The sequence below is a fragment of the Pseudomonas sp. FYR_5 genome (genome assembly GCF_043106315.1).
In the GTDB taxonomy this organism is placed as follows: Bacteria; Pseudomonadota; Gammaproteobacteria; order Pseudomonadales; family Pseudomonadaceae; genus Aquipseudomonas; species Aquipseudomonas putida_Y.
Window position 1 is genome coordinate 49,974 of sequence record NZ_JBICMK010000072.1, and the last position, 13,019, is coordinate 62,992.

At 60.4% G+C, this 13,019-nt stretch carries 11 protein-coding genes; 10 read left to right on the forward strand and 1 reads right to left on the reverse strand.

Going from position 1 to position 13,019, the window contains the following annotated elements:
* Window positions 1-9 precede the first annotated feature (9 nt).
* The 8 genes from ACF8RA_RS12205 (at window position 10) to ACF8RA_RS12240 (ending at window position 11,515) form a co-directional block, all read left to right on the forward strand.
* Window positions 10-714 (forward strand): succinate dehydrogenase iron-sulfur subunit, encoded by a 705-nt coding sequence (locus ACF8RA_RS12205; protein WP_003254212.1) that lies wholly within the window; start codon window positions 10-12, stop codon window positions 712-714.
* Between the two features lie 246 nt (window positions 715-960).
* The gene (locus ACF8RA_RS12210) at window positions 961-3,792 is read left to right on the forward strand and encodes a 2-oxoglutarate dehydrogenase E1 component (protein WP_021784848.1); all 2,832 of its coding nucleotides are present in this window, start codon (window positions 961-963) and stop codon (window positions 3,790-3,792) included.
* A gap of 42 nt (window positions 3,793-3,834) precedes the next feature.
* Window positions 3,835-5,058, forward strand: coding sequence for a 2-oxoglutarate dehydrogenase complex dihydrolipoyllysine-residue succinyltransferase (gene odhB / locus ACF8RA_RS12215; protein WP_021784849.1), 1,224 nt, complete (start codon window positions 3,835-3,837; stop codon window positions 5,056-5,058).
* Window positions 5,059-5,154: 96 nt separating this feature from the next.
* The gene (lpdA, locus tag ACF8RA_RS12220; protein ID WP_021784850.1) at window positions 5,155-6,591 is read left to right on the forward strand and encodes a dihydrolipoyl dehydrogenase; all 1,437 of its coding nucleotides are present in this window, start codon (window positions 5,155-5,157) and stop codon (window positions 6,589-6,591) included.
* A 171-nt stretch (window positions 6,592-6,762) separates the two neighbouring features.
* Window positions 6,763-7,929 carry an ADP-forming succinate--CoA ligase subunit beta gene (gene sucC, locus ACF8RA_RS12225; RefSeq protein WP_003254205.1) on the forward strand — a complete coding sequence of 389 codons (1,167 nt, stop codon included), beginning with the start codon at window positions 6,763-6,765 and terminating at the stop codon, window positions 7,927-7,929.
* Window positions 7,929-8,813 (forward strand): succinate--CoA ligase subunit alpha, encoded by an 885-nt coding sequence (sucD, locus tag ACF8RA_RS12230; RefSeq protein ID WP_003254203.1) that lies wholly within the window; start codon window positions 7,929-7,931, stop codon window positions 8,811-8,813. Before sucC ends, sucD begins: the two co-directional genes overlap by 1 nt.
* 403 nt (window positions 8,814-9,216) lie before the next feature.
* Window positions 9,217-10,530 carry a branched-chain amino acid transport system II carrier protein gene (gene brnQ, locus ACF8RA_RS12235; RefSeq protein WP_176682172.1) on the forward strand — a complete coding sequence of 438 codons (1,314 nt, stop codon included), beginning with the start codon at window positions 9,217-9,219 and terminating at the stop codon, window positions 10,528-10,530.
* A 235-nt stretch (window positions 10,531-10,765) separates the two neighbouring features.
* A complete protein-coding gene (locus ACF8RA_RS12240) occupies window positions 10,766-11,515 on the forward strand; it encodes a DUF599 domain-containing protein (protein ID WP_176682173.1) in 750 nt (249 codons plus the stop codon).
* A gap of 67 nt (window positions 11,516-11,582) precedes the next feature.
* On the opposite strand, the gene ACF8RA_RS12245 is transcribed toward ACF8RA_RS12240, so the two are convergent.
* Complete coding sequence (locus ACF8RA_RS12245) at window positions 11,583-11,867, reverse strand: hypothetical protein (protein WP_176682489.1); 285 nt, start codon at window positions 11,865-11,867, stop codon at window positions 11,583-11,585.
* Between the two features lie 154 nt (window positions 11,868-12,021).
* Between ACF8RA_RS12245 and ACF8RA_RS12250 the strand changes: the two genes are divergently transcribed.
* Together ACF8RA_RS12250 and ACF8RA_RS12255 are read left to right on the forward strand one after the other, a co-directional pair.
* Window positions 12,022-12,498 (forward strand): PaaI family thioesterase, encoded by a 477-nt coding sequence (locus ACF8RA_RS12250; protein ID WP_010954945.1) that lies wholly within the window; start codon window positions 12,022-12,024, stop codon window positions 12,496-12,498.
* Window positions 12,495-12,977: a PaaI family thioesterase gene (locus ACF8RA_RS12255; RefSeq protein WP_176682174.1), complete on the forward strand. Its 483-nt coding sequence runs from the start codon at window positions 12,495-12,497 to the stop codon at window positions 12,975-12,977. Before ACF8RA_RS12250 ends, ACF8RA_RS12255 begins: the two co-directional genes overlap by 4 nt.
* The last annotated feature ends 42 nt before the right edge of the window (window positions 12,978-13,019 follow it).

A 13,019-nucleotide genomic window follows, 5' to 3' on the forward strand; every position in this document is an offset into this window, starting at 1 on the left:
GTGGCTGCTATGTTGAAAGTCGAAGTTTATCGTTACAACCCGGACACCGACTCGGCGCCGAAAATGGAGTCGTTCGACGTCGATACCGGCGGCAAGGACCTGATGGTGCTGGATGTATTGGCACTGATCAAGGAAAAGGACGAGGGTTTCTCGTATCGTCGCTCCTGCCGTGAAGGCGTCTGCGGTTCCGATGGCATGAACATGAACGGCAAGAACGGCCTGGCCTGCATCACCCCGCTGTCGGCGGTGGTGAAGGGCGGCAAGCTGGTTCTGCGTCCGCTGCCAGGCCTGCCAGTCATTCGTGACCTGGTGGTCGATATGAGCATCTTCTACAAGCAGTACGAGAAGGTGAAGCCGTTCCTGCAGAACGACACCCCGGCACCGGCCATCGAGCGCCTGCAGTCGCCGGAAGACCGTGACAAGCTGGACGGCCTGTACGAGTGCATCCTGTGCGCTTGCTGCTCGACTTCCTGCCCGTCGTTCTGGTGGAACCCGGACAAGTTCCTGGGCCCGGCAGCACTGCTGCAAGCTTACCGCTTCCTTGCCGACAGCCGCGATACCAAGACTCAGGAGCGCCTGGCGTCCCTGGATGACCCGTTCAGCGTATTCCGCTGCCGCGGGATCATGAACTGCGTAAACGTTTGCCCGAAAGGTCTCAACCCGACCAAGGCAATCGGTCACGTACGTAACATGCTGCTGCAAAGCGGCACCTGATACAAAGTGTTGTACCTGCAATAAGCCGAGGTGCGGGTGGTGAGCCCGCACTGAGGTAAAACCCGAACAAGGGCCCACAAAGCCCGCGTTCATTACCTATGAAGATATGAGACCAGCAGGGGCTTTCCGGGCTGGTACCCGGAAAATCAGCAGGATCCAGGTGGCGTGGTTCAGTCGCTGTTTTCGGACTTTTCCAGGTTTGCTGTGGCTCTCGCCGATCAGTCCCCTAATCGAGGGTGACCAAGCATGCAAGAAAGCGTGATGCAGCGCATGTGGGATAGCGCCCACCTTTCAGGTGGTAACGCTGCATATGTGGAAGAGCTCTACGAGCTCTACCTGCACGACCCTAACGCTGTGCCAGAAGAGTGGCGCACTTACTTCCAGAAGTTGCCAGCCGACGGCAGCACCGCTACTGATGTATCGCACTCGACAATCCGCGACCATTTCGTACTGCTGGCAAAGAACCAGCGCCGCGCCCAACCGGTTTCCGCCGGGAGCGTGAGCAGTGAACACGAGAAGAAGCAGGTTGAAGTTCTGCGACTGATCCAGGCCTATCGTATGCGCGGCCATCAGGCTGCCAAGCTCGACCCGTTGGGGTTGTGGCAGCGCCCTGCGCCAGTAGACCTGTCGATCAATCACTACGGCTTGACCAATGCCGATCTTGATACGACCTTCCGTGCCGGCGACCTGTTCATCGGCAAAGAGGAGGCGAGCCTACGCGACATCTTCGATGCACTCCAGAAGACATATTGTCGCACCATTGGCGCCGAATTCACCCACATCGTCGATTCCGAGCAGCGCAGCTGGTTCCAGCAGCGCCTTGAAAGCGTGCGCGGCCGTCCGGAGTTTTCCGCTGACGTGCAGGCCCACCTGCTTGAGCGCGTGACCGCCGGTGAGGGCCTGGAAAAGTACCTGGGCACCAAGTACCCGGGCACCAAGCGTTTCGGCCTTGAAGGCGGCGAGAGCCTGATTCCGATGCTGGATGAAATGATCCAGCGTTCCGGCTCTTACGGCGCCAAGGAGGTCGTGATCGGCATGGCCCACCGTGGCCGCCTGAACGTGCTGGTGAACACCTTCGGCAAGAACCCGCGCGAGCTGTTCGACGAGTTCGAAGGCAAGAAGATGAACGAGCTGGGCTCCGGTGACGTGAAGTATCACCAGGGCTTCTCCTCGAACGTGATGACCCCGGGTGGCGAAGTGCACCTGGCCATGGCGTTCAACCCGTCCCACCTGGAAATCGTTTCGCCGGTGGTCGAGGGTTCGGTGCGCGCCCGTCAGGACCGCCGCAACGACACCGTTGGCGACAAGGTGCTGCCGATCTCGATCCACGGCGACGCTGCGTTCGCTGGCCAGGGCGTGGTCATGGAAACCTTCCAGATGTCGCAGACCCGCGGTTTCAAGACCGGCGGAACCGTGCACATCGTGATCAACAACCAGGTTGGTTTCACCATCAGCAACCCGCTGGATGCGCGCTCCACCGAGTACGCGACCGACGTTGCCAAGATGATCCAGGCACCGATCCTGCACGTGAACGGCGATGACCCGGAAGCCGTGCTGTTCGTCACCCAGCTGGCCATCGACTATCGCATGCAGTTCAAGCGTGACGTGGTCATCGACCTGGTCTGCTACCGTCGCCGTGGCCACAACGAGGCTGACGAGCCTAACGGCACCCAGCCGCTGATGTACCAGCAAATCAGCAAGCAGCGCACTACCCGTGAGCTGTATGCCGAGCAACTGATCCAGGCCGGTCGCATCGACGCCGAGCGCGCTCAGGCCAAAATCGACGAGTACCGCAACGCGCTGGACAATGGCCTGCACGTGGTGAAGAGCCTGGTCAAGGAGCCGAACCGCGAGCTGTTCGTCGACTGGCGTCCGTACCTGGGCCATGCCTGGACCGCGCGTCACGACACCCGTTTCGACCTCAAGACCCTGCAGGATCTGTCGGCCAAGCTGCTCGAGCTGCCGGAAGGTTTCGTGGTCCAGCGTCAGGTGTCGAAGATCTACGAAGACCGTCAGAAGATGCAGGCCGGTGGCTTGCCGATCAACTGGGGTTATGCAGAGACCATGGCTTACGCCACCCTGCAGTTCGAAGGTCACCCGATCCGCATGACCGGCCAGGACATCGGCCGTGGCACCTTCTCGCACCGTCACGCGGTGCTGCACAACCAGAAGGACGCCAGCACCTACATTCCGTTGCAGAACCTGTTCCCGGGCCAGCCACGTTTCGACCTGTACGATTCGTTCCTGTCCGAGGAGGCGGTACTGGCCTTCGAATACGGCTACTCCACCACCATGCCGAACGCGCTGGTGATCTGGGAAGCCCAGTTCGGCGACTTCGCCAACGGTGCGCAAGTGGTGATCGACCAGTTCATCACCAGCGGTGAGCACAAGTGGGGTCGCCTGTGCGGTCTGACCATGCTGCTGCCACACGGCTATGAAGGGCAGGGGCCGGAGCACTCCTCCGCGCGTCTGGAGCGTTACCTTCAGCTGTGCGCCGAGCACAACATCCAGGTCTGCGTACCGACTACGCCAGCACAGATTTACCACCTGCTGCGTCGCCAGGTGATCCGCCCGCTGCGCAAGCCGCTGGTAGTCCTGACGCCGAAGTCGCTGCTGCGCCACAAACTGGCCATCTCGACTCTGGAAGACCTGGCAGAAGGCTCGTTCCAGACTGTGATCCCGGAAATCGACGCAATCGATCCGGCCAAGGTCGAGCGTCTGGTGCTGTGCAGCGGCAAGGTCTACTACGACCTGCTGGAAAAGCGCCGTGCCGAAGGCCGCGAAGACATTGCCATCCTGCGTATCGAGCAGCTGTATCCGTTCCCTGAGGACGATCTGGTCGAAATCCTCGCGCCTTACACCAACCTCAAGCATGCGGTCTGGTGTCAGGAAGAGCCGATGAACCAGGGCGCCTGGTACAGCAGCCAGCACCACATGCGCCGTATCCTGGGCCGCCACAACAAGGCACTGACCCTGGAATACGCCGGTCGCGACGCTTCTGCCGCGCCAGCCTGTGGTTACGCTTCGAAGCACGTCGAACAGCAGGAAAAACTGCTGCAAGACGCCTTCACTGTCTAACGCCTTCGCGCACCTGAAACCGAATTTAAGGAAACACAGATAATGGCTATCGAGATCAAAGCCCCAACCTTCCCGGAATCGGTTGCCGACGGCACCGTTGCCACCTGGCACAAGAAGCCGGGCGAAGCCGTCAAGCGTGACGAGCTGATCGTCGACATCGAGACTGACAAGGTTGTCCTGGAAGTACTGGCTACTGCCGATGGCGTGCTGGGTGACATCGTCAAGGGCGAGGGCGACACCGTCCTGTCCGACGAACTGCTGGGTTCGATCGTTGAAGGCGGTGCTGCCGCAGCACCAGCCGCGGCAGCCGCTCCTGCTGCTGCTCCGGCCGCTGCTGCCGCTGACGCCGGCGAAGATGACCCGATCGCTGCCCCGGCCGCGCGCAAGCTGGCTGAAGAAAACGGCATCGACCTGGCTACCGTGGCAGGTACCGGTAAAGGCGGTCGCGTCACCAAGGAAGACGTGGTTGCTGCTGTTGCCAACAAGAAGTCGGCACCTGCCGCTGCACCGGCTGCCAAGCCTGCCGCTGCTGCCGCTGCCCCGGTTGTCGTCGCCGCTGGCGACCGTACCGAGAAGCGCGTGCCGATGACCCGCCTGCGTGCCAAGATCGCCGAGCGTCTGGTCGAAGCCCAGTCCAACATGGCGATGCTGACCACCTTCAACGAAGTGGACATGACCGAAGTCATGGCCCTGCGCTCGAAGTACAAGGACCTGTTCGAGAAGACCCACAATGGCGTGCGCCTGGGCTTCATGTCGTTCTTCGTCAAGGCTGCTACCGAAGCGCTGAAGCGCTTCCCGGCCGTGAACGCTTCGATCGACGGCAACGACATCGTCTACCACGGCTTCGCCGACGTCGGTGTTGCCGTGTCCAGCGACCGTGGCCTGGTGGTGCCGGTGCTGCGTAACGCCGAGTCGATGAGCCTGGCTGAAATCGAGAACGGCATCGCTACCTTCGGCAAGAAGGCCCGTGACGGCAAACTGGCCATCGAAGAAATGACCGGTGGCACCTTCACCATCACCAACGGTGGTACCTTCGGTTCGATGATGTCGACCCCGATCGTCAACCCGCCGCAGGCCGCCATTCTCGGCATGCACAACATCATCCAGCGCCCGATGGCCATCAACGGCCAGGTCGTGATTCGCCCGATGATGTACCTGGCGCTGTCGTACGATCACCGCCTGATCGACGGCAAGGAAGCGGTAACCTTCCTGGTCACTATCAAGAACCTGCTGGAAGATCCGTCCCGCCTGCTGCTGGACATCTAATCGCGCAGCTGTAAGCTGCAAGCCGCAAGCTTCAAGCTGAAGCCTGCTGGTCTTGCGGCTTGCAGCTTGCCGCTTGAAGCTAAAAAGGAATCTTTTATGACCCAGAAATTCGACGTAGTGGTGATTGGTGCAGGTCCTGGCGGCTATGTAGCTGCCATCAAGGCTGCCCAACTTGGTCTGAAGACTGCCTGTATCGAGAAGTACACCGACGCCGAGGGCAAGCTGGCCCTGGGCGGCACCTGCCTGAACGTAGGTTGCATTCCTTCCAAGGCGCTGCTGGACAGCTCCTGGAAGTACAAGGAAGCCAAAGAGAGCTTCAACGTCCACGGTATCTCCACTGGCGAAGTGAAGATGGACGTCGCCGCGATGGTTGGCCGCAAGGCTGGCATCGTCAAGAACCTGACCGGTGGCGTTGCCACCCTGTTCAAGGCCAACGGCGTTACTTCGATCCAGGGCCACGGCAAGCTGCTGGCTGGCAAGAAGGTCGAAGTCACCAAGGCTGACGGCACCACCGAAATCATCGAAGCCGAGAACGTGATCCTGGCTTCCGGCTCGCGCCCGATCGACATTCCGCCGGCTCCGGTCGACCAGAACGTCATCGTCGACTCCACCGGCGCCCTGGAATTCCAGGCCGTACCGAAGCGCCTGGGCGTTATCGGTGCAGGCGTGATCGGCCTGGAGCTGGGCTCGGTATGGGCTCGCCTGGGTGCTGAAGTCACCGTGCTGGAAGCCCTGGACACCTTCCTGATGGCTGCCGACACCGCCGTGTCGAAAGAAGCCCAGAAGACCCTGACCAAGCAAGGCCTGGACATCAAGCTGGGCGCTCGCGTCACCGGCTCGAAAGTCAACGGCAATGAAGTCGAAGTGACCTACACCAACGCCGAAGGCGAGCAGAAGATCACCTTCGACAAGCTGATTGTCGCAGTCGGCCGTCGCCCGGTGACCACCGATCTGCTGGCTTCCGACAGCGGCGTGACCATCGACGAGCGTGGTTACATCTTCGTCGACGATTACTGCGCCACCAGCGTTCCGGGCGTGTACGCCATCGGTGACGTGGTACGCGGCATGATGCTGGCCCACAAGGCTTCGGAAGAGGGCATCATGGTCGTCGAGCGCATCAAGGGCCACAAGGCCCAGATGAACTACGACCTGATCCCGTCGGTCATCTACACCCACCCGGAAATCGCGTGGGTCGGCAAGACCGAACAGGCCTTGAAGGCCGAGGGCGTTGAGGTTAACGTGGGCACCTTCCCGTTCGCGGCCAGCGGCCGTGCGATGGCTGCCAACGACACCGGTGGTTTCGTCAAGGTCATCGCCGATGCCAAGACCGACCGCGTTCTGGGTGTTCACGTGATTGGCCCATCGGCTGCCGAACTGGTGCAGCAGGGCGCAATCGCAATGGAATTCGGCACCAGTGCCGAGGATCTGGGCATGATGGTCTTCAGCCATCCAACCCTGTCCGAAGCGTTGCATGAAGCAGCGCTGGCGGTGAATGGCGGCGCCATTCACGTGGCCAACCGTAAGAAGCGTTAATTATAAGAAACCACGGCGGGCTGCCCGTCGTGAGTCTTGCGTGCATGACTCACCGCGGAAAGTCCGCCGGACCGGATCACACGGGAAACCCGGGGTCAACGGTCACAGGTGGTGCGGCGCCACTGATGGCGCAGCGCCGAAGCGCAGTACCTAACGAAGACGGTAAAAAGCATGAATCTTCACGAGTATCAGGGTAAGCAGCTGTTCGCTGAATACGGCCTGCCAGTTTCCAAGGGTTTCGCAGTCGATACCCCTGAGCAAGCTGCAGAAGCCTGCGACAAGATCGGCGGGAACGAGTGGGTTGTAAAGGCCCAGGTTCACGCGGGTGGTCGCGGTAAAGCGGGCGGCGTAAAGCTGGTTCGCAGCAAGGAAGACGCCAAGGCGTTCGCTGCACAGTGGTTGGGCAAGAATCTGGTTACCTACCAGACCGATGCCAACGGTCAACCCGTCTCCAAGATTCTGGTCGAATCCTGCACTGACATCGCCAAAGAGCTGTACCTGGGCGCTGTAGTCGATCGTTCGAGCCGCCGTATCGTGTTCATGGCTTCCACCGAAGGTGGCGTGGACATCGAGAAAGTCGCTCACGAAACGCCTGAGAAAATCCTCAAGGCCACCATCGACCCACTGGTCGGCGCTCAGCCGTTCCAGGGTCGCGAGCTGGCATTCCAGCTGGGCCTGGAAGGCAAGCAAGTTCAACAGTTCGCCAAGATCTTCGTTGGCCTGGCCAAGCTGTTCAAGGATCACGACCTGGCGCTGCTGGAAGTGAACCCGCTGGTGATCAAGGCCGATGGCGACCTGCACTGCCTCGATGCCAAGATCAACATCGACGCCAACGCCATGTACCGTCAGCCGAAGCTGAAAACCTTCCACGACCCGTCGCAGGACGATGCCCGTGAAGCCCACGCTGCCAAGTTCGAACTGAACTACGTTGCCCTTGAAGGCAACATCGGCTGCATGGTCAACGGTGCCGGCCTGGCCATGGGTACCATGGACATCGTCAACCTGCACGGCGGCAAGCCGGCCAACTTCCTTGACGTTGGCGGTGGTGCTACCAAAGAGCGCGTAACCGAAGCGTTCAAGATCATTCTGTCCGACAGCAATGTCGCGGCCGTTCTGGTCAACATCTTCGGCGGCATCGTTCGCTGCGACATGATTGCCGAAGGCATCATTGGTGCAGTGAAAGAAGTCGGCGTCAAAGTTCCGGTCGTCGTTCGCCTCGAAGGCAACAACGCCGAACTGGGCGCTAAAGTACTGGCAGAAAGCGGTTTGAACATCATTGCGGCAACCAGCCTGACCGACGCTGCTCAACAAGTTGTCAAAGCTGCGGAGGGCAAGTAATGAGCGTCCTGATCAATAAAGACACCAAAGTCATCTGCCAGGGCTTCACCGGCTCGCAGGGTACTTTCCACTCCGAACAGGCCATCGCCTACGGCACCAAGATGGTCGGCGGCGTAACCCCAGGCAAGGGTGGCACCACCCACCTGGGCCTGCCGGTGTTCAACACCGTCAAGGAAGCCGTGGAAGCGACCGGCGCTGACGCTTCGGTCATCTACGTACCGGCTCCGTTCTGCAAAGACTCGATCCTGGAAGCGGCCTTCGGCGGCATCAAGCTGATCGTCTGCATCACCGAAGGCATTCCTACCCTGGACATGCTGGATGCCAAGGTCAAGTGCGACGAGCTGGGCGTTACCCTGATCGGCCCTAACTGCCCAGGTGTCATCACTCCGGGCGAGTGCAAGATCGGCATCATGCCAGGCCACATCCACCTGCCAGGCAAGGTCGGTATCGTTTCGCGTTCCGGCACCCTGACCTACGAAGCTGTGAAGCAGACCACCGACGCCGGCTTCGGCCAGTCGACCTGCGTCGGCATTGGCGGTGACCCGATCCCGGGCTCCAACTTCATCGACATCCTGAAGCTGTTCCAGGAAGACCCGAAGACCGAAGCGATCGTCATGATCGGTGAGATCGGCGGTTCGGCTGAAGAAGAAGCCGCGGCCTACATCAAGGCCCACGTCACCAAGCCTGTCGTTTCCTACATCGCCGGTGTTACTGCACCTGCGGGCAAGCGCATGGGCCACGCTGGCGCCATCATCTCCGGCGGCAAGGGTACTGCGGACGAGAAGTTCGCCGCCCTGCAGGACGCGGGTGTGAAGACCGTGCGTTCCCTGGCTGACATTGGCAAGGCCCTGGCCGAGCTGACTGGCTGGGAAGCCAAGAAGTAATACTGCTACACCCCCCACGCGCACAGAGGCCACCTTCGGGTGGCCTTTGTCGTATGTGGGGTTCGTAGGAGCGGGTTTACCCGCGAAGAGGCCGGTGCTGGCGATAGAGATTCTTCGATAGGTTTGATAGGAATTTTCACGCAGACGAATGTTTCAATCCGAGGATAATACCTGCCGTCCTCGGTCACACAGACGACAAACATGTACGCACATCGGACAAGCAGCACTGTGCCAGTGCGTTTGACTGACAAACCAGTTACATTACGCGTTCACTCTGTGCCCGTACCCCAAAAGGGAACGACACGCTAAACGGGTCTGGCCTATCAAGCCGGGCAGCATTTCCCCTTACCCAAAGGGAAATCCCCTCTCGAATCCCGATTTCAGCAGTGTGGTACTACCTTAAATGAAAGTTCTCAAAGGCCAGGATATCCTGGCGCTTGGCTTTATGACGTTTGCGCTTTTCGTGGGTGCAGGCAATATCATCTTCCCGCCTATCGTCGGTCTGCAGTCTGGCCCGCACGTCTGGATGGCGGCCTTGGGCTTCCTGGTCACTGCCGTGGGCCTGCCGGTCATCACCGTTGTCGCCTTGGCCAAGGTCGGTGGTGGCATGGATGCACTGAGCAGCCCGATCGGCAAGTTCTTCGGCGGCCTGCTGGCGGCTGTGTGCTACCTGTCGGTCGGCCCGCTGTTCGCCACCCCGCGTACGGCGACCGTGTCGTTCGAAGTAGGCGTTGCACCGCTGACCGGTGAAAGCCCGCTGGCGCTGTTCATCTACAGCCTGGTGTACTTCATCGTCGTGCTGGCCGTGTCCATGTACCCTGGCAAGTTGCTCGACACCGTGGGCCGCTTCCTGGCGCCGTTGAAGATCATTGCCCTGGCGGTGCTGGGTATCGCTGCCTTCGCGTTGCCCGCCGGTACCATTGGTGAAGCACAGCCTGCCTATGCCGCCGCTGCGTTCTCCAAGGGCTTCTCCGATGGCTACCTGACCATGGATACCCTGGGTGCCCTGGTGTTCGGTATCGTCATTGTCAATGCCATTCGTTCGCGCGGTGTCGAGTCGCCGAGGCTGATCACCCGCTACGCCATCATCGCCGGCCTGATCGCCGGTGTCGGGCTGGCCCTGGTCTACATCAGCCTGTTCCGCCTGGGTGCCACCAGCCACGACATTGCCGCTGACGCCACCAACGGTGCGGCGGTGCTGCATGCCTACGTACAGCACACCTTCGGTTCGCTGGGCAGCGGCTTCCTGGCCGTGCTGATCGCGCTGGCCTGCCTGGTGACTGCGGTTGGTCTGACCTGTGCCTGTGCCGAGTACTTCAGCCAGATCCTGCCGCTGTCGTACCGCGCGCTGGTGGTGATCCTCGCCGGCTTCTCGCTGCTGATCTCCAACCTTGGCCTGACCAAGTTGATCATGTTCTCGATCCCGGTGCTCACCGCCATCTATCCGCCGTGCATCGTGGTGGTCGGTCTGAGCTTCGTCAAAGACCTGTGGAACTCGCCAACGCGCATCCTGGCACCCGTGATGCTGGTCTCGCTGCTGTTCGGCATGGTCGATGCGATCAAGGGCAGTAGCCTTGCCCACATGTTGCCAGACTTCATGGCGCACCTGCCATTGAGTGATGCCGGTATGGCTTGGCTGGTACCGTCGGTGGTGACCCTGGTGGGTGCCGTGGCCTGCGACCGCATGCTCGGCAAGCCGCGCGAGGCGTTGGCCTGACCGTACAAGTCGAAGCCTGAGGGCGGCATCGGCCACAAGCCGTAGGGTGCGCGCCAAGGGTGAAAACAAGAGAGCCCCGTATCCGAAAGGATGCGGGGCTTTTCGTTGGTTGCCTGTTGCGGTCTCTTCGCAGCAGGTCAGGCATTTTTCACTGTGCAGGTGTGCCTTTTGCCGCTTGCCAGCGTCGAAATCCGGTCCCTATCCTTTAGGCACATGGCCCTTTCGGGAACCCTGCATGAACTTCATCCAAAGCAACCTCAACAACCTGCTGGCCATCGCCTGGTTCGCCCTTTGCTGGGGTGGCTATACCCGCTATGCGATCTGGAAGGGGCGCGACACCGCGTGCCTGGCCAGTGTGCTGCACCTGTACCGCGAAGACTGGATGCGCCGTATGTTGCTGCGCGACAACCGCATCGCCGATGCCAGCGTGATCGGTAACCTGGAGCGCAACGCCTCGTTCTTTGCCTCCAGCACCCTGATCATTCTGGCTGGCATCCTCACCGTGCTCGGTGCCTCCGACCGGGCACTGTCGTTGCTGGCCGACCTGCCGCTGGTTCAGCAAACATCCCAGGGCATGTCGGAGATCAAGCTGCTGTGCCTGGCCATGGTATTTGTCTATGCCTTCTTCACGTTCAGCTGGTGCATGCGCCAATACAACTTTGCCGCCGTGCTGGTGGGCTCGGCGCCGATGATCGGCGAACGGCTGGTCAACGAGCTGGAGCGCAAGGCGTTCGCTTCACGGGCGGCGCGGGTATTGTCGTTGGCGGCTAACCAGTTCAACCTGGGGCTGCGTTCTTATTACTTCGGAATGGCCATGTTGAGCTGGTTCATCAGCCCATGGTTGTTCATGGCGATGAGTGTGGGAGTAGTGCTGATTCTGTACCGTCGAGAGTTCCATTCGGATGTACTCGATGTGATGGTGTTCACACCGACCGAAAGTGTATTGTCGGAGCCTGCCAAGGAAAGCTCCGTAGCCTCTAACTGAAACGATTAATCGAAACTTTGCAGGCACAAAAAAACCCGACGTCGTCGGGTTTTTTTGTTTCAGCCAATTATTGCTTGGCGGGTTCTGCCGGAGTAGCTGGAGCCGCTTCTGGCGCCGGAGTAGCCGGAGCGGCTTCTTCGGCAGCCTTCTGCTCGGCTTCGGCCTGATCTTTGGCAGCTTCAGCGTTTTCCTCGGCTGCTTCGTTCATCTTATCCTGAGCTTCACCCATTTTTTCCTGGGCTTGCTCGGCGTGTTGCTGTGCGTCTTGGGCTTTGTCTTCGCTCGCTTTATCGCAAGCAGCCAGGCCCATGGCAGCGGCCAGCATCAGAGCAAAAGCAAAAGGTTTACGCATGGGGGTGTATCTCCTTGGTGGAATAAGTGACTTGTTCCTTCGAGTGCCACTACGCGGAATAAGTTCAACGAAGATTACAGATATATAACGCCTCATTCTATATAGACTTTTCAACGAATTCATGAAGCCGCCCTGCGGCCAATGGGAACAGCCAATGAGCGATTCAACCTTGATGGCAATGGCCGAGCGCTTTCTCTCGGCTTTAAAACATTGTCAGTTGTTGCAGATGCGGGTGGCGCAGGCTGATGGCGATGGCATGACCCTGGTCCTGCCGTGGTCGCCGGCCATTGTCGGCAACCCGCAAACTGGTGCTGTGCACGGCGGGGCGCTGACCACGCTGATGGACACCACCTGTGGCATGGCCACGTTGTGTGTGTTGCCGCGCTTCGAAGTGTGCCCGACGTTGGACCTGCGCATCGACTACATGCACCCTGCTGAGGCCGGCAAGGACATCTACGGTCACGCCCAGTGCTACCGTGTTACCCGCGACGTGATCTTCACCCGTGGCACCGCCTACCAGGACGACCCCGACCAGCCCATCTGCCAGGTGGTGGGCACGTTCATGCGCCTGGGCCAGGACATCAAGGGCGGCATCCGTTTCGGCGACAGTCTGAAGGAGGGCAAGGCATGATTCCGCGCGCGGTGCGCCAGCAGCTCAACGCCGCCCATGCGGTGGGCGACTATCGACCATTGCTGGCGCTGATTCCCTATGCCGGGCTGATCGGCATCGAATGCGAGCGTCAGGGCGATGACTTGTTGTTCCGCCTGCCGGCCAGCCCTGACAATATCGGCAACCCGCTGTTACCGGCCATTCATGGCGGCGTGATCGCCGGCTTCATGGAGCTGTCGGCAGCGCTGTACCTGCTGATCTACAGCGAGAGCGCAAGCATTCCGAAGATCATCGACTTTTCTGTCGACTACCTGCGCGCCGGGCATTTTCGCGATACCTACGCCCAGTGCCAGCTGTGGCGCCAGGGCCGGCGGGTGACCAACGTGGCCATCACCGCGTGGCAGGGCGACAGGCAGTCGCCGATTGCCACGGCCCGTGCGCATTTCAAGATCGAACCGGAAAAGCCCTTGAAATCATCCGGGCAGCCCCCATCTGCATGACATCCGCCGTTAACGCTGGCCGAATCGGCCGCCAGGCGCCAT

Coding starts and splice junctions, on each gene's coding strand:
- ACF8RA_RS12205 (WP_003254212.1), top strand. CDS start 10: ATGTTGAAAGTCGAAGTTTATCGTTACAACCCGGACACCGACTCGGCG.
- ACF8RA_RS12210 (WP_021784848.1), top strand. CDS start 961: ATGCAAGAAAGCGTGATGCAGCGCATGTGGGATAGCGCCCACCTTTCA.
- odhB (WP_021784849.1), top strand. CDS start 3,835: ATGGCTATCGAGATCAAAGCCCCAACCTTCCCGGAATCGGTTGCCGAC.
- lpdA (WP_021784850.1), top strand. CDS start 5,155: ATGACCCAGAAATTCGACGTAGTGGTGATTGGTGCAGGTCCTGGCGGC.
- sucC (WP_003254205.1), top strand. CDS start 6,763: ATGAATCTTCACGAGTATCAGGGTAAGCAGCTGTTCGCTGAATACGGC.
- sucD (WP_003254203.1), top strand. CDS start 7,929: ATGAGCGTCCTGATCAATAAAGACACCAAAGTCATCTGCCAGGGCTTC.
- brnQ (WP_176682172.1), top strand. CDS start 9,217: ATGAAAGTTCTCAAAGGCCAGGATATCCTGGCGCTTGGCTTTATGACG.
- ACF8RA_RS12240 (WP_176682173.1), top strand. CDS start 10,766: ATGAACTTCATCCAAAGCAACCTCAACAACCTGCTGGCCATCGCCTGG.
- ACF8RA_RS12245 (WP_176682489.1), bottom strand. CDS start 11,867: ATGCGTAAACCTTTTGCTTTTGCTCTGATGCTGGCCGCTGCCATGGGC.
- ACF8RA_RS12250 (WP_010954945.1), top strand. CDS start 12,022: ATGAGCGATTCAACCTTGATGGCAATGGCCGAGCGCTTTCTCTCGGCT.
- ACF8RA_RS12255 (WP_176682174.1), top strand. CDS start 12,495: ATGATTCCGCGCGCGGTGCGCCAGCAGCTCAACGCCGCCCATGCGGTG.